Below are 19,459 nucleotides of genomic sequence, written 5' to 3' on the forward strand. Positions count from 1 at the left end.
CACCATGTCGAACATGATGAAGGCACTGGTAAAGGCCAAGGCGGAACCCGGCATCTGGATGGAACATGTTCCCGTGCCGGAGCCCGGTCCCAACGATGTGCTGATCCGCGTGAAGAAATCCGCGATCTGCGGCACCGACGTTCACATCTACAATTGGGATCAGTGGGCGCAGGCGACGATTCCAGTGCCGATGGTTGTCGGCCATGAATTCTGCGGCGAGATCGCCGACATCGGCTCGGCGGTCACCAAATACAAGGTCGGGCAGCGGGTTTCCGGCGAGGGGCATATTGTCTGCGGCACCTGCCGCAACTGCCGGGCGGGCAGGGGGCATCTGTGCCGTAACACGCTGGGCGTCGGTGTGCATCGTCCCGGCTCGTTCGGCGAATATGTGTGCATTCCGGAATACAATGTCGTGCCGATTCCAGACGATATTTCCGACGAGATCGCCGCGATTTTCGATCCGTTCGGCAATGCGGTTCACACCGCGCTGAGTTTCGATCTGGTGGGCGAGGACGTGCTGGTCACGGGCGCCGGGCCCATCGGCATCATGGGCGCGCTGGTTGCCAAGCGCTCGGGCGCCCGCAAGGTCGTCATCACCGACATCAACCCGTCCCGCCTTGCGCTTGCCAAGCAGTTGGGCATCGATCACGTGGTCGATGCGTCGAAGGAAAACCTTGCAGATGTCATGCGCCAGATCGGCATGACGGAAGGTTTTGACGTCGGCCTCGAAATGTCCGGCGCGGCGCCGGCCTTCCGCGACATGATCGACAAGATGAACAATGGCGGCAAGATTGCCATTCTCGGCATTGCACCGACCGGCTTCGAGATCGACTGGAACAAGGTCATTTTCAAGATGCTCAACCTGAAGGGCATTTATGGCCGCGAAATGTTCGAAACCTGGTACAAGATGATTGCCTTCGTGCAAGGGGGGCTTGATCTGAGCCAGATCATCACCCACCGCCTGCCGATCGATGATTTCCAGGCGGGCTTTGATGCCATGCGCTCGGGAAGCTCGGGCAAGGTTGTTCTGAGCTGGCACTGAAATACGTGCCCTGTTTCGCAATGACGCCATTTCATGGCGTCATGATCGGCGCGGATATGCGCCGATAGATGTAGTTCATGGTGCATCCGGAGGTTTTTGCCCATGACCAAGATGCTTGCCATTGTCCGCAGTCCTGAAGAGGCGGACATCGTCCTTCAGTGCGGCGCCGACATCATTGATGTACCGGCATCTGATCTGCAAGCGCTGCAGACCTATGCAAAAGCCGCGCGCGGCAAGGCCGTGCTGTCCGCAACACTGCCGGAGGCGGCGCGCGCATCCCATGCCGGGGAACTGACCGGTGCAGGACTTGGGTTCATCGGCATTCCGGTCGAGACGTCCACGCCGCTGCATTCCCTCCCCGACTTGCCCGCTCCGGCAAAGTGGATGGCGGTCGTTCATGTGGACCTGATGAGCGCGTTGCCCGACGTGTCCAGCCTGTCGTCCCGGGGCTTTGCCGTGATCATGCTGGATACGAGCAACGGATCACGGCTTTTGAACCATGTGTCGCTCGCCCAAATCGATGCTTATGTCCGGGAGTGTCACGCGCTTTCGATCCTGGTCGGCATCGCCGGTGCGCTTGAAACGCCGGATATTCCGCGTCTTCTCAGTTTTCAGCTGGATATTCTGGGCTTCAGGCAGGCATTTTTCGAGAATGCCCATGCGGGCACGATCAACGTTGAGGCGGCTTCGCAAATCCGCGATCTCATTCCTCCCGAACGGCAGGACAGTCTTGCGCCCGGTGTCGATTATCAATTGCTGGCGGCGCGCGGCTATTTCCCCGATCCGGCCGAAGAGGGGCTTGGGACGGACAAGATTTTCGTGCGTGATTTCGTCCTGCCCGTTCATATCGGCGCGTACAGTTTCGAGCACGGCATTGCCCAGAAGATGCGTTTCGACGTCACCGCCGATGTCCTGCGGGTAACCCGCAATCCCGAGGACATGCGCCACATCGTGTCCTACGACCTGATCATGGACGGCATTCGCGCCATCGTTGCCCGTGGTCACGTCGAGCTGTCGGAAACACTGGCCGAGCGCATTGCTGCGTTCATCCTCGAGAATCCGCGTGTCACCCGCGTGGTGGTGCGGGCGGAAAAGCTGGAACTGGGCCCGGGGGGCGTGGGTGTCGAGATCGAGCGCAGGCGCGAGACACAGATCGCGCCGGTCCTGCCCGCAAACGCGCCCGTGCCACATCGCAGGCGCGATCACTGATCATCGGGCGGCGGTTATGATTTCAGGCCGAGTATCTCCGCGGCCGTCGGCCGTCCGGTAACCGCGCGCTGAATGGCCTCTTTTGTCGCCTGATAGTTGTAGTCGTGTATCCTGCTGTCGTCGCGCGCCTGCCAGTGAATGAAAACACCGACGCAGATAAACAGGTTGTCGGCTTCCTCAAGCGGGATCACACCTTCCGCCACGCAATCGCGCACCGCCTTGGCAATACCCGATTGCGCCGGTCCGAACAGCTGCATGGCCTGGCCGGATCCGCGGATCGTGACCTTGTTGTACATCACCGTATTGGGCTTGCAGGGCAGATTCGGTTCAATGACGGCCAGAACCGAGGTAAAGCCGTCCTTGTTGTTGGTCAGCGCGTTGCAGAATGCGGTTTCCACCGCACTGCCGCGCGGCCCGATCAACAGGTCGATATGGGCAACCTCATTGCCTTCGCCGACCAGGGATTCGCCCACCATGACTCTGTTGATGATCTGCATGCCGATTCCTCCATCTCGCGCAGCTATAGCCCAAGATGCGGATGCGGGGAAAGAATTGTATTCTGCAGCCCGTCAGAGTGTCAGATCGAGCGCTTTCATCCGTCGCGCGACGTCCTGTTTGCGGTCGGGGTGGACGGCAAGGATGTTCGCCACATGGTCGGCCGGAAAGGCCATGTTTGTGGCGTGAGCGGTCGTCAACGGCCGGAGTGCCCCGGAGAGGACCTCCCACATGTCGTAACCCCAATCGGCCAGTTGTTCGAAAATCTTGCCGGGCGTTGTCTTTGACAGATTGGCAAGGAGCTCGCGATTGATCTCGACGAGGATCGTTGGTTTTGAAGCGCGAATTGTGGCCGCCGCGCCGATGAGAAACAGCCCTTCGGCGCCCTCGATATCGACCTTGATGGAATCGGGTTTCAGCTTCTTTGCCAGGGCATCGAGCGTTTCAACCTTGGTGCTGCGCTCGCATTGCGCACCACCGGAGCCGGGGACGAGACTCGTCGCGCCGGCATTGATCGTGTATTCGGCGCCGTTCAGCTGCATGGTGCCCGACGCATCGGCCAGCGCGAGCTGGTGCAGCTTTATGGTTTTTGCAAGCCTATTTTCGGCAATCGATTTGTTGAACAGATTCCACAGATACGGCAGTGGTTCAAACGCGACGATCTTGCCGCGGAAGCCGGGTTTGCTGGCCAGCGACAATGAATAATATCCGACATTGGCGCCCACATCGACGAATATGCCGTCATCGGGCGTAATCGCCTTGATGATCTCGACGTCGAATTTCTTGTGCTGGCCGCTGAAAATGCCGAAACTCATGTAATACTGGCGAAGGTCCAAATATATCTTGAAGTTACTTTTTGTTTCGTAGAGTACCTCCACGCTTTCGCGCACGAAATTCTCGAAAACAACGTCCGCATGCCTGTGGTGAAATTCCGGGGATGAGAGAAAGCGCCGCCGGTGCTCTTCAAGCGATAGATCTGAGACATCAAGCAAATTCTCTGAAATTAGTTTCACTTCTTCAGCATTTGCTTCGCGTCCAAGGATAAATTTGTAGCAACTCATAATGTCATTGTAACTCGTCATGACGCCTTCACATTCATTCGAATTGACCTGCTACGGAAATAGAAACTCTGCCTGCTAGCGTGCAGTCTGAACAGCACTTGCTAACAATTCATCCAATACTTGGAAATGCCCGTTCCAATCTTGTGGTGTGTGTCGTGATTTACTGCGGTATTCGCCGGCATGCGCTTCGATTGCCGCCCGCCAGCCAAGGCCATCACAGGGATCGAGCAGCGTTGCCTGGTCGCCGACAATTTCCTTATGGGACGGAATGTCCGACGCGATGACAGGCGTTCCCGTCGCCATGGCTTCGGCAACCGGCATGCCATATCCCTCGACGAAGGAGGGGGCGAGCAGGGCGGCGGCACCGGACATCAGATCGGCCAACGCGGCATCGCCGAGATCCGGCACTTCGAGCACCATGTTGCGCAGCTGGGGGCACCGGTCCAACGTGGCAAAGACCTGCGCGTTTTCCCAGCCGCGCTTGCCCGCGATCACCAGGCGCGGCGCGCTGTCGCCATCGCGCTCGACGAGCCAGCGCCACAATTGCAGGAGCAGGATGTGGTTCTTGCGCGGTTCAATGGTTCCGACAATGACGAAATAGGGGTTTTGGGTGCGGGGCGTGCCTGTGCGGCGGACCTGGCGAAAGCTGTTCTCGATGCCCGGAGGCAGAATCGCCATGGGCGGTGCCACGCGTCCGCGTTCATCGGCAAATGACCGCAGCGAACGCGCCGTTGTCTGGGAATTGCACAGGATAAGACCGGCATGCCGCAGCACAGTCTCCATCCGCTGCAGGTGGCGCTGGGGCTCCTTCCTGCGGACAAATTCGGGATGGGTGACGGGGATGAGGTCGTGGACGTAGAAAACGCCGCTGCGGCGCTTTCCGTCAAGCCATGAAAAGGCGGCAGGCCTGTCGAGGTTCGTATGCGAGACATGGACGAAGGGGGTGTTGCGCGCCATCGGCCCGGCCGGAAACAGGGTCCGCAGGGCCTTTCCGGCGACGAGACCCCATTGTTTCACCTTTGCCGGCTTTGATCCGGCCGGGGCGGGCCTGATATCACACCAGGATATCCGTCCATCGATGGCCGCATAGAGCTGTTCCAGCTCGGCAGACTGCTTCGGGCTCAGCGCCGTGCCGGACCAGCGCGCGCTCAGGTCGGTTATCAATCCCGCTGCACGGCCCTCATTGATCGCAATCGGCTTGTTCCGCCCCATTTCGACAAAAAGCGAACAGCGTTCCCTGGCCCAATGGGCGTATTGCAGTTCAAAGCGATCAATCCCGGTCGGTGTCGAATAATGCGCGCGCCCGATCAGGCGGGAGATGTCCATGGCTATTGCGTTCATCGTGCCCACCCAATCCGGCGTAATGACCGGCGCAACAGGCCGGTCTTGTTGTGTCGCGTTGCGTGAATTTCATCGATAACGTCTTCCACCTCGCAGGGCAGACCGGTGTTCCCGGAGAGATAGCGGGGATAGAGAATGAGAACGCCGGCCATGAGCGCATCGAGCGATAGCGTGCGGCGCGGGCGAAGCGGCGTGACGGCGTCATGGGTCAGGCCCCAGCCCGCATAAAACGGCAATCCGTAGCACCACACCGGCCGTTGCCGGACCAGGGCTTCGAAGCCCAGCTGTGACGTTGCGACGTGCACCTCGTCACTCGCATCAAGCAGGGTGTCGAGCGCGACATTGCCGGCGACAAGGTCGGCCAGCGTGTCAAGTGCAGCAGCATCGGCAAGGCTTTGCCGCTTTCCCGCCAGCAGATCGGGATGTTCCTTGTACACCACGAAGGCATCCGGGCGGCGCGTGCGCACCATCTGCAGCAATTGGAGGTTCGAGATGCCGCCGGTGAGGCCAAGCCGCAGGGAGGCATCGTCCGGCACCTGTCCGGCGATGGTGACGATGCGGCGGCCGGCGGCGAGCGTGCGGTAGTCGGGCGATGCGGTGGCGTCGAGATTGTATTTGCTGATCCCGTATTGAATCATCCGCTGGCGCAGGCGGGCCGCCCGGGCGAGCAGCGGCGGGTCGAATGATGCCGTGCGCAGCAGCCTCTCCAAACCGCTTTCGCGCGCGGCATCGTAGTAGAGCGCCTCCCGGTCGATACAAAGCGAAGAGGCGGGCGTCAGGTTGGCGCCGAGCCCCGCAGACCGGATGAACCCATCTTCGATGCGCAGAACCGGCAACGGTGCGGAGAAGGCATTCCCCCGATGGGGCTCGTCGGCATTCTGACCCCAGCGCACGAGACAGTCCGCCTGTGCCAGCTGTTTTTTCGTCGGCACCTCACCGCAGAAACTGACGCTGGACCAGGGCCCCTGCAGCAGACGCCGGATTGTCGGCCGCTTATGGCGCGAGAAGCCCGCACAGAGATAGTTGCCACGCCGTTCCAGCGCGTGGTGCCGCCAGGCGACAAGCCGGTCGATGGCGTTTTCGGCCGTGGTTTGCCGCCTTGTCACGGGGTCGACATAGAGGGCGTACTGAAGCAATGTTGCCGCGACAAAAGCATCGAGAGTCACCCGGTGTGTGCGGCGGTTCAAAGCGGCATTGGCAATCGGGCCGTCGGCCCAGTCCCGTGTCAGACCCCAGCCGGCATAAAACGGAACGCCAAACGTCGTGACGGGGATTGACCGCAACAGCGCGTCGAAACCGAACTGGCTGGACACCGTCCAGACTTCATCGACGACATCGAGCAAGGCATGCGGCGATACGTTCTCGTCGATAAAGCGGATATTGGGCCTTCCCGCGAGATGGCTGAGATACCCCCTGGCATAACCGGCAACACTATCCGGATGGCTTTTGACCAGGACCGTTGCCCCGGGCACGGCGCAGGCTTCATTGGCCATATGCCGGAACGCGTGTTCATCGGCACCCGCTCCCCTCACCGAATGATCGCCGGCCACCTGATCGATGAGCAGGATCCGCCGGCCATGGGTTGCGGGCAGGGCGACCGGCCGGTCCGGGAAATGATTGTACTTCGTCAGCCGGTGTTCAACGATCATGGCGCGCAGCGTGCGGGCGCGGGCGAGGTCCGGCTTGTCGGCACCCCACTGCAGCAATTCTTCCAGGCGCGATGGCCTGGCGGCATTGAAATAGATGCCGAGATCGTCCGCCACCATCGAAACCGGCGGCGCCCCGGCCTTGCCAAGCCCAACCGAGCGGAGAAAGCCGTCTTCCAGCGACCAATAGGGAATGCCGCGCATGGTAGCCAATCGCTTTCCCAGACGGGCAAGCGGCTTTTCACCCCAGCCGACAACACCGTCGGCGCGGTTCCAGACCATTTCAGCCGACCTTATCGCGGCGGTGCCGAGCGCTGGTCCAATGAGGGGAAACCGCAGTCTCGTCGGCAGAAATGCCAGCAGCGCGGCGCCCTGCGGCGGCAGCCAATTCGCCTGCTCTGCCGCTCCAATGGCCGCCGCGCCGGCGTTTGCCGGGCCTGTTGCTTGCAGGGGGAGTGATCGGGCGAAACTCATGGCGTTCCGTTCGGAATGTCGGGCGACAGCGCGGGTGTATTGACCACAATCATCTTCAGGTCGCGCTGGATGCGTTGCACGACGCGTTTGCTTGTGGCTTCGGTCAGGTTGCGCAGGTAGAAACTGCCATTGACGAGGCTTTCCTCGTGCATGCGCGCATTGAATGCCTTGACGGCGTCGCGGCGCGGCGGAACCGGCGATGTCCAGAAACCATCCATTCCGGCCGTGTCACCCGGCTCGCCGCCATGTCGGCGGCCCCAAACCAGATCGCGCTTGTTGTAGATTGCTTCGCCGAGGGAAAGCACGGGTTTGCCATGGTTCAGCGCCAGCAGTCCCGAGGTGCTGTTGACCGTTATCAGCCCCAGGGAGTGCCGTATCAGCAAGCCGATGGAGCCATCATCGACCACATGGACCCGCTCTGCGCAGCCGGCGATCCGTGCCAGTTCCATGGCAAATGGCCGGTAGCTCTTGTGACCGCGGTCCATCGGATGCACCTTGATCACCAGATGGTGCGCCGGGGCGGCATGTCGCCGGAATGAGCGGATGCTTTCGGTGATGAGCTTTTCCATTGTCCAGCCGCGGCCATGCCGCAGCAGCTGCTGGTCGTCGTGCACCTGCAATGCAATGACGAAATACTGGTTCTCCAGATTCTCGATCAGATTGAGCATCATCGCGTTGTTCGCGGGATAGTGGCGTATTTTCCGGCAGAAGTTCCGCGTCCAGAGAACAGCTTCCGACAGAATGCCGCGGCTGCGATGATGGACGTTGCCGCGAAAGAACACGGCACCAGCCGTCTTTGCCAGGTAGTAGCGGACGGCAAACAGGGTCATGGCGCGGAAAAGGTTGCCCTTGACGGGTTCTATTGGAAGCGCCGACGATGCGGACCGCGCCGGCTGGGGCCTGCGAAGGGGCGACAGCGCATTGTTGCCATCCCATTCGCAGGTGATGAAATTGGGGCGGATATAGCCTTCCTCAAAGCAGGAGACGGGCACGCCGGCGCGCAGCGCAACCATGATCGCCTGGCGGTGGTAGGGCCGGCTGTCGCCGAACAGGATGATCGCCTCCGGCCGCCTGCTGCGTATGAACGCGTCCAGCCAATCTGACCAGGCATCCATGGAACCGCAGAAGTTGAGCGTGCCGGCACCATGCGAAAACAGCCAGTCTCCACCGTTGAAGTTGATCTTGAGGACATCAAAGCCCTGTGCTTCGAACGTGCTGGAGAGGATGCGAAAGAATGGGCCCACGGGCCCCTGAAGCAGCAGGACAAGGGGCTTTTGCGAGGAGATGCAACGGTTTGCCCGTCCGCGGATCGGAAAAGGAACGATTGTGCCAGATTGCCCGGATTTCTCCTCCACAGGTCGTCAAGCCCCTTCGCAATCGGTTCCGCATTGACGTTATGTCAGCAGAGCCCAAAACAAACGCAATTTCAGGTAGTTATTCCATTCGGATTTTTGCGGCGCTATACTAATTCCGCCAGAACAAGTATATTTACGACAATAAGATGTGTATTTGTCTTTTCATTGTTGTTGATGAACATTTGTATTTTATCATATTTGATTATATCAATAGTTATATTCAGTTGTAATTGCAGAATATTTATTTTCATTATATCTTGGCGTTGTAGTGGATGGCATCAGGCCACTGGCGGAGATGAATATGAGTTTGGCATTATCCGGCAAACATTCTGAACCCGATGCCGCGACAACCGGGTGCTTCTTGGCATGACGCGGCTCAGTCCCAACGACGAATTCCTCGATTACCTGACGCTGGTTGATCTCAGTCAGTCCGAAGCTGCGAAAGCGCGCAAAGACCATTGGACGATACGCCTGATGGCGCTGTTGCGCCGGCATGTGCTGCTTATCCTGATGGTCATTCTCCCGACGACGCTTGCCACGGTGTATTACGGGGTCATTGCTTCGCCCCAATATGTATCCGAAACGCGCTTTGTGGTGCGCAGCCCAAACAGAAATGCAGCGGGCCTGCTCAGCGGATTTTTGCAGAGTACAGGCTTCGTTCGCGCCCAGGACGACAGCTATGTGGTGATGGAATATATTGAATCGCGCGCCGCCGTTGCCACGCTTGAAGCGAAAACCGACCTGCGCGCGATACTGTCCCGGCCCGACATCGATTTTCTGACCCGCTTTCCCCGCATCTGGGGCGATGCGACGGAAGAGGCGCTTTACAAGCACTATCTCAAAATCATGAAAGTCGGCACGGATTCGGGCGGCGGCATCACCACCCTTGAAGTGCGCGCGGCACGGCCTGAGGACGCGCAAAAACTGACGGAAGTGCTGCTCGACGGCGCAGAGGCGCTGATCAACCAGCTCAATGAGCGGGCGCGCCAGGACGCCATACGCTACGCCAAGCTCGAGGTTGCCGACAGCGAAAACCGGATGGCGGAGGTGCAGAAGTCGCTGACGGAATTCCGCAACAAGGTTGCAATGATCGACCCCGGCAAGCAGTCGGCGGTCATGCTCGACATGATTGCGAAGTTGTCGGACGAGGTGGCGAAGAACAAGGCCCAGTATACGGCGCTGATCCAGCAGGCGCCGCAAAGCCCGCGGATACAGTCGCTTCGCAGCAGCATCGATGCAATGGAGACACAGATCAGCATGGAGCGGGCCCGGGTCGTTGGCGGGGATGCTTCCATGGCGCCATTGATTGCTCAGTATGAGCAATTGCTCCTGCAGCGCGAACTCGGCATGCGGATGCTGGAATCGTCATCGACGTCGCTCGAGAATGCAAAGATCGAGGCGCAAAGGCAGCAGCTTTATCTCGAGCGGATCGTCAATCCCAATCGCCCTGACCATGCCTTGTATCCAAGGCGCCTGTGGTCGATCCTGCTGACCTTCGTGATGTGCTTTGCCGCATTCTGGATCGTCCGTTTCATGCTCAACCAGATCAACGAGCACGCAGAGACATGAGCAATTCGGACACACTGACGTTCACCCATCCCGGTGGTGCTCCGCCTGCATTCACCGCGAACATCCCGTCACCCGACGGATTGCCGAAAGACGGCACCATCGGCGTGTATAATCTGGTCAAGGAATATCCGGTCCATGGCGGAACCCGGCGCGTGCTTGACGATATCACTTTCGAAGTGCGCCCCGGGGAGAAGATCGCGATACTCGGCCACAATGGTGCGGGCAAATCCACGCTGGTCCGTTTGATTGCGGGCATTGAAAAACCAACGGCCGGCCGGGTCGTGCGCTCCATGTCGCTTTCGTGGCCCATCGCCTTGAGCGGTGGTTTTGGCGGATCGATGACCGGATATGACTGCATGCGGTTTCTGTCACGCATCTATGACAGACCGCTCGATGAGATACGCGACAGTGTCGAAACCTTCAGCGATCTCGGCAAGTATCTGCAGATGCCGATCAAAACCTACTCCTCCGGAATGCGCGCGCGCCTCTCCTTCGGTCTGTCCCTTGCGATCGATTTCGACTGCTACCTGATCGATGAAGTCATCGCGGTTGGCGATCAGCGCTTTCAGCGCCGGTCATTTGACGAGCTGTTTGTGAAGCGCAGGGATCGCGCGATGATCATCGTTGGCCACACCCTTGATATCATCGCCGACCAGTGCAAATCGGCGCTTGTCCTGAAAAGCGGAAGGGGCCGGGTCTTCGACGACGTCAAGTTCGCGTTCAGTATTTACGCTTCGTTGTAGATGGTGCAGGCGCTCGTTCAATCGCGCCGGGCGATGAAGTAATAGGCATGAATACCCGTTGCCGACTGATCGTGGAGAAGATGGACATTCGTCATCTGGTTCTTGTGGAACAGAGCCAAAACCGTATTCGCATCATAGTCGTACATCTGTATGTCCGGATGGCTGTAATTATCCCGGTCAACAAAGACTGTTTCGTTCTTGTAGTAGTCGTTGCGAAAATACATGACCCGGTCATTGTAATACTCGGCCTTGTTCGCCGTCTTGAACAGCGGAATATGCAGTGAAGCAACCCCTCCGCTTTTCACACATTGCAACAGATCGTTGATGATGAAATAGCCGCGACGCGGCTCGATGTGCTGCAACACGATGTAGCTGTTCAGCCAATCGACTTTGACGCCTTCCTTGACGAGCGTTTCAGCACTTTCAACACATCGGACGTTATCAAGGCCGTGACGGGTAACGTTCTGCAGGGTGATGGAGCGCATGGTCTCCGATATATCGATGCCGATGGCGTTTTTTGCCTGCTCGGCCAGCGGAATGAGCAGCCTGCCGACGCCGCAGCCAAAATCGATGACGGATTCCGTTGGCGTCGAAAAACCGGGAATAAGACTTTTGATCTTCGCCCTGAGATTAGCGATATCGGCGCGGCCCGTGGCGAAAAACGTCTGCAGATGTTTTTTTGTCAGTTTCTTTGATTTGAACTCGTCCTCGGTCAGAACCGCCCAATAGGCATTGTCTTGCGCCAGTTTTTCCCAATCTTCATTTGTATCGCGCATGGGTTCCTCCGCTGTTGCTGGTCAGCTTGTTTGGTAAACGGCTGCCTTTGCTCTCATTCAAACTTGACGTGTCCTTTGACGCGTTCAATGAGGTAAAAGCCCACGGCATTTGTGAGCAGGCATGCCGTGAAAATGTATGAGACATCGTAAAAGGGCTTGATCGTATTGCCGAAGGTGCCCGCCCGGAACATCTCGTAACAATGCACTGTCGGCACGTAGAGCGCCAGTTTCTGGGCTTCGTGGGGCAGCCAGGACACCATGAAGAACATGCCGGAGATAGGCAGCATCAGATACTGAAGCGGCGCGACCAGCTTTTCAACAACCTCAAATATTTCCGCCAGCGCAGCCAGAACGAGCCCGACGGAAAAGGCAAACCATGCCATGAACAGCCAGCCGGCCAGGACGAGGCCAAGATCGGCAAACGGTTCGATAAATCCTGCCAGATAGGCGCCATGATAGACAACCAGCAGGGCGAAAGTGGTTCCGCCGATCTCAAGCAAAGCCCGGGACATCAGCGCATCGGCGAGGCCGATCTGCCGGTGGTACATCAAAGGCAGATTTTGACGGATGCAGCTCACCATATAGGACGAAACGTGCCGCCACAGGGTCAGGGGCATATAGCCGCTCAGAACGAAGGCAGTTACCGTCAGCCCGTGCGCCTCATGACGCATCAGGGTCCACATCAACATGACGCCGCATGTCAGAATCATCGGTTCAAGTATCAGCCAGAGGAAGCCGATGTTTTCGCGTCCATAGCGGGTTATCATCTCCCGCATGATCAATGCGCCCAAAACACGCCGCTGCGCGCGCAGGCCAGTAAAAAAACGGGATCTGGTGTTATATTGAGGCAAGACAGCTTTCATTGAATGTCTTCTTCAAGTTATATCCGCAGAACGTCAAATGAAACTTTATACGTTCTTTTCGTCTGCGCAAGCGCGATCTAAATACTTCACAAGTCATATATTTTAGACATATACTCTTTTTGTTTCAGTTTGAATGAAATGAGACGTGCAATATTCAATTTCGTTGCTGAAAAGGATTAAAATCATAAATAGTCTGGCGCATAATTCTTTTGTTCCGTCCTCAAGGGGAAGAAAATGGGGCGTGTTTGCCAGGCTTTGGCAGAAGCGGCTGCCCTTGGTCGTCATCGTGCTTCCCGTTCTGTTGGTCAGCGTCTACTACGCATTCATCGCGGCGCCGATTTATGTTTCACAATCGTCTTTTGTCGTGCGTGTCTCGGCGCCACCCTCGTCGTCAAGTTTCGGCAACCTGCTGCAGAACAGTGGCATTACCCGATCCCAGGACGACACATTCTCCGCGCAGGAATACATCCGGTCCCGCGACGCCTTGCAGCGGATGAGTGACGACCTTCCCATCCGCACCTATTTCGATCGTCCGGAGGCGGATGTTTTTGCGCGCTTCCCGGCGCCGTGGCAGACCGGCCTGTTCGAAGAACTCTACCGGTATTTCTCGCAGCGGGTGCAGGTCATTCACAACGACACAACCGGCATCACGGTTCTCCGGACATCGGCGTTCCGGCCGGACGATGCCTATGAGATGAACCAGAAGTTGCTTGAACTGGGCAGCGAGCGGCTTCTGAAAATGAATGAGCGGGCGCGCGGCGATGCCATTCGCTTCGCCACCACCGAGGTGGGCAATGCCGAGCAGCGCATGATCGATGCGCAGAAGGCGATCACGCTTTTCCGCAACAGGGAATTGATGATCGATCCGGGGCAGAACTCCGTATCGCTGGTTGAACTGATGAGCCGGCTGAGCGCCGAGCTTGCCGCTTCGCGCGCCAGTCTTGCCGAGACGCGGGAAACGGCGCCGGATTCCAGTTCGATTCCTTTCATCACCAGCCGTATCAGCGCCCTGGAAGAGCAGCTGAAACTCGAGCAGCAAAAGGTGGCGGGAACGGACAACTCCATCGCCCCAAGAATTGCGGATTATGAAGGGCTGATCCTGCAGCGGGAATTTTCCAACAAGGCGCTCCTGTCCGCGCTCGATTCGCTGAAGACAGCAAGGGCGGATGCCAGGCGGCAGCAGCTTTATCTGGAGGTTGTCGTGCCAGCCAATCGTCCTGACAAGGCGGAACTGCCGACGGCCATACGGAACATCACGATTGTTCTGCTGGTGACGTCCATCGGCTATCTGCTCGCCTGGCTGCTGCTCACCGCAATCCGGGATCACAGCAACTAGGGTGTATTGAACTGGGACGCCCGCCATCGTTCACGCGGAGAAGCAGGTGTATATTTCGCTGATGCAGGCTTGAATTTCGCGCTCATGTGATGACGTTGCATCGACGTAGCCGGAACGTTTGAATTGATGGTTCCGCGCCCTGATGTAGTGGGTGAGCGCTGTTCGATAATCACCGGCAATCTTGTGCAGATGCCCGAGCTGAACCTCCACATCTTCCAGGCTGTCAGGGTTGAAGGCATTGGCATAATCGCGGTACTGGCCATAGAGCTTCAGCGCCGCGTCGAAATCTCCGTCTTCCTTCGTGACATTGGCGAAGACGGCAATCATGTCGGTCTGGCCATTGTCGACGACCAGTGCACGCAGGGCGGCGCGGGCCTGTGACCATTTGTTTTCCTCCACGAGCCGCATGGCATCGCGGCGGCTCTGGTCGAGGCCGGGGCGGCTGGAGCCGTTGCGCGCGATATTGACGTGGCGGGCGATTTCCCGGTCATCGGGGGCAAGCTGAAGGGCCTTTTCATACCAGTTGAACGCGGCCTTCAGGTCACCCTTGCGATTGAAGAGGTGGCCGAGCTGAACGTGAATATCGACATTGCGGGGATGCAGGCCCTGATATTTGCGGTAAGCGGTTTCTGCGCGGTCGTAATTCCCGAGTTCCTTTTCGGCGTGGCCAAGCTGCACGAGCAAATCCGTGCGTGCCGGGCTATCGGCAATGGCGCGGCGGTAAAAGGTGACTGCGCTTTGCCAGTCACCCCGATTGCGGGCGGCATCCGCCTGTGCCCCGGCGGACAGCTGTGTCTCAACCGCCGCACCGTTGTCTGCCGGTTTCGGCTGGCGTCTGGCCGCTTGCCCGGAGAATGGCAGGCGGATCATGACTGTGCCTCGCGAACCATCGATATATCGCGCAGCCGTACCCACGACGTCTCACTGTGTGTATCGACAATCTTTACACGCAGCTCAACGAAGCGGTGTTCGGCACGGATCTCGGTTGAAAGATTGCCGGTGAAAGAGCCTGCTATCGTCACTTCCTGAAGAATATCGAGGCCGGAATTGGCAACCAGTTGTATGGCCAGCTTGGCATTCATTTCCTGCACCAGATCGATCTGGATACGCCACGACCCCGTCTGAAAGCTGCGCTTCGGCCCGACGAGCAGCCAGCCAGGGCTGACCTTCCATCCATTGTCGACAACGTTGACCGGCTGGCGCAACAGGTCCGGCCCGATCATCCAGCCGGACCCCGGTACCTCGCGCACGAAAATCAGCGTCTCCTGACCGTTCAAATCATAGGAGAGGCCAGCCGGCATGGTCCGCGCGGCACTGCTGTCGTCCTGCACGCCTTGCGTATGGCCCGATTCCGCCAGTGTATCCCAAAGCGACACCCGGCCTTCGCGGCGGGCAACACCAACAATCGTCTTGATGACCTCCTCGCGTGCCATCGTGCCCCGTCGCAGGTCGAACTCGAATGCGAGCCGCTCCTTGTCGGTGGGCTCGCGCCCGAGAATCTTGGAAAAGCCGTACCGCAGAAATGCCACGTCGCTGTCAGGCGCGAAGCGGGCAAAATTTTCGATCAGCGCGAACTGGTCTGCTGGCCGGCGTATGACCTGTGCCGAGAAGTCGCCAATCTTCTCGCTGGTTTCGGGGGCAACGGACCGAAGGGCGTCGATGACTTTCATCCTGTTGGTTCCATTGCGAATGGCCTGCGCCAGATCATGCCGGTCGTCCGCACTCAGATCCGTTTCTGCGAGGTTGAAGGCGGCGGCCCAGGCGTCGACGAATGCGTCGGCCGGTAAGGAAAAGACATCCTTGGGCAGGGCTTGCAGCGGTATCTTATGCAGCTCGGCGATTGTCATGTTTGCGTCCCAACATCTGTTCGATCATCACAACGTGCCGCGCAGCCACGCGCGGATAGGAATTCCATTCCGCCGCCTGCCGGCGGTCGGCGTCACGCAAACCCAGAAGGTCCGGGTTCTGGGCGAGACTGACCAGAGCTTCGGCGACGCAATCCACATCCACCGAGCGCACGACATGGCTGATAGGCCACATGTCCCGCAACACCGATGAACGGGAGCACAGGAGGGGGCGATCCGCCGTCATGGCAATCCGTGCGGCGCCGGTCGCCGTCTCGGTCGAGGCGCCGTAGAGAAAAGCCAGCAGGTTGCATTGGGCCAGCTCGTCGCTCAGCTCATTCTCGTCGATGAAATCAAAGCGGGCTGTTGCAACGTCATGCAGGTCAAAGTGTGTCAGAAGATTCTCGATCAGCACCCGGGATGCCCGGGACTCGTCATTCGGAACCGTGCAATTGAGCAGTTTGAGGCGCAGTCGCGGTTCGAAAAGCCGCGCTTTTGCAAATCCCTGCACCAGGATGTCGATGTTCTTGTGCGGCATCAAAAAGCCGAACGAACCGATGGTGAATGCGGATGGATCGGGTTGCGCACCCCCGCCCATCGCCTCACGCACCCCGTGGGGAACAACAATGGCGTTGGGATGTCCCGCCTTGGCCAGGAGGCCCGCGTCTTCAGCGGAATGGACAAACACGATATCGAAGCTCTTCGTCCAGTCCAGATTGCCGCCGCGCTGCGTTTCCTTCACGCTGTGCATGGTTATCACGCGCAGCTTGTGGTTGATCTGCAGCAGGGTTTTCAACAGCAGTTCCATGTCCGGTGTTGAGAAGTGGCCGGGATGATGCTGCATCCACAGGACGTCGCCCTTTGCCTCCTCGATTTCCGCGATGAACCGCATGAGCGAGGTAAGATCATAGCCCCACGGCCGCGATGTGATATCGGCGGTTTCGGCCGTCCTGGCGGCTGCGCTGTCCGGCAGGGCATCATCGAGAATGCGGCGCGCATAGATATGCGAGAAACGGCCGGCCAGCGCCGGGGTGGAAAACAGGTGCCCGGCATAGGTCGCAAGGCCGCACTGCTGTTGCCACGACGAAACGAGGTCGACGGTCCATGGCCGCTTGGGGGAGACGATCAGCTTCACCGGTTTGGCGATGGCCGCAAGAACCCTGGCAGCCACCGAATTCCATCCGGTATGCGCGTCCAGAAAACGTTGCGCATTTTTGCTGCGCATGCGTGCCTCCTCCTCATTGTCGAGCGCTGCGCGCATTTGCGCGCCAAGATGCAGGGTGGAAGGCTCGGCCCACAAGCTCAATGAGCCCGATACATGGGCCAGCGACGGCGCCATGTGATAGTCAACCAGCCATGCGGTTGAAGGGGTGCAGAAATCCACCTGGCCGCTGTAGCCGGTGGTTACAACGGGGATTCCCAGGCGCATTGCCTCCGCCAGGGGCAGGCCGAACCCTTCGCCCCTGCTTGGTGCAACGACAAGCGATGCGGTCCGGTACAGCGCAAGCAATTGCTCGGGATCGCAATAATCTTCGATCAGAATGACGGGTGGCGCCTGTTTCAGCTGCTCTTCGAAGCGGGCCATGACGGATTTGAGGATATTGTCCGGATTGGGAAAAGTCTTGATGACGAGCTCAACGGGCTCATCGTGTTTGAATGTCCTGGCGTAGGCCTCGACAAGCGCATCCACGCCCTTGCGCGGAAAACAGGATGACACGTGCAGAATCCGTGCCTTGCCATGCGGCGGCAGCGGCGATTCCGCGGCAAGTCCGGCATGGGCCTGGATATGGTCCGTCCCGTTGCCGACAACTTCGACAGGAATGGTCAATCCGGATTGTACGAAGGCTTGTTTGACGAAATTGGACGTTACCATCAAGAGATCAAGATCGCGGTTGAAACGCGAGACAAGATATTGCGGAACTTCCAGTTCCTCCCAGGCAAAATTGACATAGGCATTGAAGCGTCCAAGCATGTCATGGGTCACCGGCGGCCAGGTGTTGCGCACGTGAATATCGAATGTTTCACCGACGGGATAGTGGGCAAGCAGCCGGCGTTTGACGTCCGGCATGGCATTCAGGCGGGAATCGGTTTGCCAATCGGATTCGTGCGTGTAGCAGACGATTTCAACGCCTGATGCAATCAGTGCTTGTGCAAGGAAGCGGTTGACGATGGCCAGGCTGTAATCGCCCTTGAACACGCCATCAAAGAAAATGCGCTTGCCTGCAAACCTGGCAAGCAAACCTCTCATATCGTCTATATCTGCATCGAGCGAATAAGGTGAAGTAAATAATTCACTGCGCATTCACTGCTCTCCGAGTATATTTGAAGCTTATTTCATACTGAAAAATAGAATTTGTAAATAAAATATATTGTTATTTATAAGGGTATTATTTCACGTGTTGTTAAAATTACAGATTGCAGCGACATATACCGCTGCAATCTGTATTTATGTTTTTATATTAAGACGCTTTTGCTTCACTCGTGGTGTAACCAAGAGCGGCTTCACGTTCGGCGATCAATGCGCGAGCTTGATCAACGGCAGGGCCCCAGTAAGCCAAGGGATAGCAAGCCTTCGCCTGTTTCGCCTTGGGAGATGTGAACTGGATAACACCCGGTTCTAGGAATGCGCTCTTGTTGCCGAGATCAAGATAGGTCTCGGTCTGGGCGCCTTCAGCCCAGATCACGTCATGTTCTTCGAGTTCGACATGATAATAGTCTACAGGCGTGAGCGTGATTTCCTGCGTCACTGTCGTTCCGTTGATCAGCAGTTTTGCTGGAACAAGCACTCCATCCAAGAACATGCAATGGTCCGGCGAAACGGAAAGATCTCTTTGCGGCACGTTGTCTGCAATGGCACCGGCACGGATGCGAACCGGCAAATCATTGCGAGGTTTATCAAGTGTTTTGGGATCAATGGTGCGGCGTCCGATCCACGTCACTGCAACCGGTCCTTTGTTCAAGCTGAGCACGATATCCCCGGTCTTTAGCCACTCGACGGCAACTTGGCCGTCCGGTGTGGCAATCAATGTGCCTCGAACGAAGCACGGCGTGACAAATGTCAGGGTGTCGGTCGAGTCGACAAAATTGTACGTCGCGCCGGCTGGTATTGTATAGGTTGCGAGTGTAGGTCCCGGCAGACCAAGACCTGGGCTAGGTCCAAGGAACGAGACGACATTGCCAGATTGGGTGACAGACGCCGCACCGTTGACGGTGACTTTGTCGCCTGTATTGGCGTTGATGATATTTGGGGGCGTGCTGAGTGTAAGCGCCAACAACGGAGGATTGTATGTGAAATGTCCTGTGCCAGCGGCATTGGCAAAGTCGATGGTGGTGCCGTTCAACAGGCTGGCAGCAACAGGAGCAGCGAGGATTGTCAGATTGGTACCCGCGCCAATATTGTAATGGAATGTTGAGCCTGCTGTTACGCTGAGAAGCGCGGTATCGACCGTAAGATTGGCATTGTTCACGAGATTGATCGTCGTGCTGGTGACAACACCGGCACCCGCGACATTGGTCAGCGTGACATTGACACCATCCACAGTGAGGATGCCGTTTGAAACCAGGCCCAAATTCACCGTATCGCCGTTACTGGCATTGCTGGAATTGATGGTCTGGTTGGTATTGGATACAAGTTGAACGTTTAGCAAAGTCATGACAAATCCCTCTCTGTTAAGAGCTGAGTGTTCGTTTCTTGCATTCCCAGAG

The 19,459-nt window shown here is 57.9% G+C and carries 16 protein-coding genes; 5 read left to right on the plus strand and 11 right to left on the minus strand.

The annotated features are described in order from the left end of the window. The first annotated feature begins 4 nt into the window (after positions 1 to 4). Together tdh and ACIQWS_RS17705 are read left to right on the plus strand one after the other, a co-directional pair. Positions 5 to 1,042 carry an L-threonine 3-dehydrogenase gene (tdh, locus tag ACIQWS_RS17700; protein WP_288194286.1) on the plus strand — a complete coding sequence of 346 codons (1,038 nt, stop codon included), beginning with the start codon at positions 5 to 7 and terminating at the stop codon, positions 1,040 to 1,042. Positions 1,043 to 1,144: 102 nt separating this feature from the next. Then, positions 1,145 to 2,251, plus strand: coding sequence for a (5-formylfuran-3-yl)methyl phosphate synthase (locus ACIQWS_RS17705; RefSeq protein ID WP_403182155.1), 1,107 nt, complete (start codon positions 1,145 to 1,147; stop codon positions 2,249 to 2,251). A gap of 14 nt (positions 2,252 to 2,265) precedes the next feature. Here ACIQWS_RS17705 and fae read toward each other — a convergent pair whose 3' ends face one another. The 5 genes from fae to ACIQWS_RS17730 all read right to left on the minus strand — a co-directional run bounded on the left by fae (position 2,266) and on the right by ACIQWS_RS17730 (position 8,512). Next, positions 2,266 to 2,748 carry a formaldehyde-activating enzyme gene (gene fae, locus ACIQWS_RS17710; protein ID WP_223614787.1) on the minus strand — a complete coding sequence of 161 codons (483 nt, stop codon included), beginning with the start codon at positions 2,746 to 2,748 and terminating at the stop codon, positions 2,266 to 2,268. Positions 2,749 to 2,820: 72 nt separating this feature from the next. Continuing rightward, positions 2,821 to 3,561, minus strand: a complete 741-nt coding sequence (locus ACIQWS_RS17715; RefSeq protein ID WP_403182159.1) for an FkbM family methyltransferase — start codon at positions 3,559 to 3,561, stop codon at positions 2,821 to 2,823. Between the two features lie 321 nt (positions 3,562 to 3,882). Next, the gene (locus ACIQWS_RS17720; protein WP_403182162.1) at positions 3,883 to 5,148 is read right to left on the minus strand and encodes a glycosyltransferase family 4 protein; all 1,266 of its coding nucleotides are present in this window, start codon (positions 5,146 to 5,148) and stop codon (positions 3,883 to 3,885) included. After that, positions 5,145 to 7,268: a capsular polysaccharide biosynthesis protein gene (locus ACIQWS_RS17725; RefSeq protein ID WP_403182164.1), complete on the minus strand. Its 2,124-nt coding sequence runs from the start codon at positions 7,266 to 7,268 to the stop codon at positions 5,145 to 5,147. Before ACIQWS_RS17725 ends, ACIQWS_RS17720 begins: the two co-directional genes overlap by 4 nt. Next, positions 7,265 to 8,512, minus strand: a complete 1,248-nt coding sequence (locus ACIQWS_RS17730; protein ID WP_403182167.1) for a capsular biosynthesis protein — start codon at positions 8,510 to 8,512, stop codon at positions 7,265 to 7,267. Before ACIQWS_RS17730 ends, ACIQWS_RS17725 begins: the two co-directional genes overlap by 4 nt. 477 nt (positions 8,513 to 8,989) lie before the next feature. Here ACIQWS_RS17730 and ACIQWS_RS17735 point away from each other — a divergent pair, with 477 nt between their 5' ends. Continuing rightward, a complete protein-coding gene (locus ACIQWS_RS17735; RefSeq protein WP_403182170.1) occupies positions 8,990 to 10,192 on the plus strand; it encodes a Wzz/FepE/Etk N-terminal domain-containing protein in 1,203 nt (400 codons plus the stop codon). Next, positions 10,189 to 10,935, plus strand: a complete 747-nt coding sequence (locus ACIQWS_RS17740; protein ID WP_223614793.1) for an ABC transporter ATP-binding protein — start codon at positions 10,189 to 10,191, stop codon at positions 10,933 to 10,935. Before ACIQWS_RS17735 ends, ACIQWS_RS17740 begins: the two co-directional genes overlap by 4 nt. A gap of 17 nt (positions 10,936 to 10,952) precedes the next feature. On the opposite strand, the gene ACIQWS_RS17745 is transcribed toward ACIQWS_RS17740, so the two are convergent. Both ACIQWS_RS17745 and ACIQWS_RS17750 read right to left on the minus strand, forming a co-directional pair. Next, positions 10,953 to 11,711, minus strand: coding sequence for a class I SAM-dependent methyltransferase (locus ACIQWS_RS17745; RefSeq protein WP_403182175.1), 759 nt, complete (start codon positions 11,709 to 11,711; stop codon positions 10,953 to 10,955). A gap of 53 nt (positions 11,712 to 11,764) precedes the next feature. Beyond that, the gene (locus ACIQWS_RS17750) at positions 11,765 to 12,574 is read right to left on the minus strand and encodes an ABC transporter permease (RefSeq protein ID WP_346306915.1); all 810 of its coding nucleotides are present in this window, start codon (positions 12,572 to 12,574) and stop codon (positions 11,765 to 11,767) included. Between the two features lie 241 nt (positions 12,575 to 12,815). Between ACIQWS_RS17750 and ACIQWS_RS17755 the strand changes: the two genes are divergently transcribed. Then, on the plus strand, positions 12,816 to 13,910 hold the full coding sequence (locus ACIQWS_RS17755) for a Wzz/FepE/Etk N-terminal domain-containing protein (RefSeq protein WP_403182181.1): 1,095 nt from the start codon (positions 12,816 to 12,818) through the stop codon (positions 13,908 to 13,910). Positions 13,911 to 13,940: 30 nt separating this feature from the next. Here the strand turns inward: ACIQWS_RS17755 and ACIQWS_RS17760 are convergent, their stop codons facing one another. From ACIQWS_RS17760 to ACIQWS_RS17775, 4 genes are all read right to left on the minus strand, one after another. Then, positions 13,941 to 14,780, minus strand: coding sequence for a tetratricopeptide repeat protein (locus ACIQWS_RS17760; protein WP_403182184.1), 840 nt, complete (start codon positions 14,778 to 14,780; stop codon positions 13,941 to 13,943). After that, positions 14,777 to 15,757 (minus strand): hypothetical protein, encoded by a 981-nt coding sequence (locus ACIQWS_RS17765; protein ID WP_403182187.1) that lies wholly within the window; start codon positions 15,755 to 15,757, stop codon positions 14,777 to 14,779. Before ACIQWS_RS17765 ends, ACIQWS_RS17760 begins: the two co-directional genes overlap by 4 nt. Then, positions 15,735 to 18,002 (minus strand): glycosyltransferase family 4 protein, encoded by a 2,268-nt coding sequence (locus tag ACIQWS_RS17770; protein ID WP_403182189.1) that lies wholly within the window; start codon positions 18,000 to 18,002, stop codon positions 15,735 to 15,737. Before ACIQWS_RS17770 ends, ACIQWS_RS17765 begins: the two co-directional genes overlap by 23 nt. Before the next feature lie 211 nt (positions 18,003 to 18,213). Continuing rightward, entirely contained in the window at positions 18,214 to 19,407 is a 1,194-nt protein-coding gene (locus ACIQWS_RS17775; protein ID WP_346306920.1) for a Hint domain-containing protein, read from the minus strand. Positions 19,408 to 19,459: the final 52 nt, after the last annotated feature.

The organism is Phyllobacterium sp. NPDC097923 (genome assembly GCF_044760925.1).
Classification (GTDB): domain Bacteria; phylum Pseudomonadota; class Alphaproteobacteria; order Rhizobiales; family Rhizobiaceae; genus Phyllobacterium; species Phyllobacterium calauticae.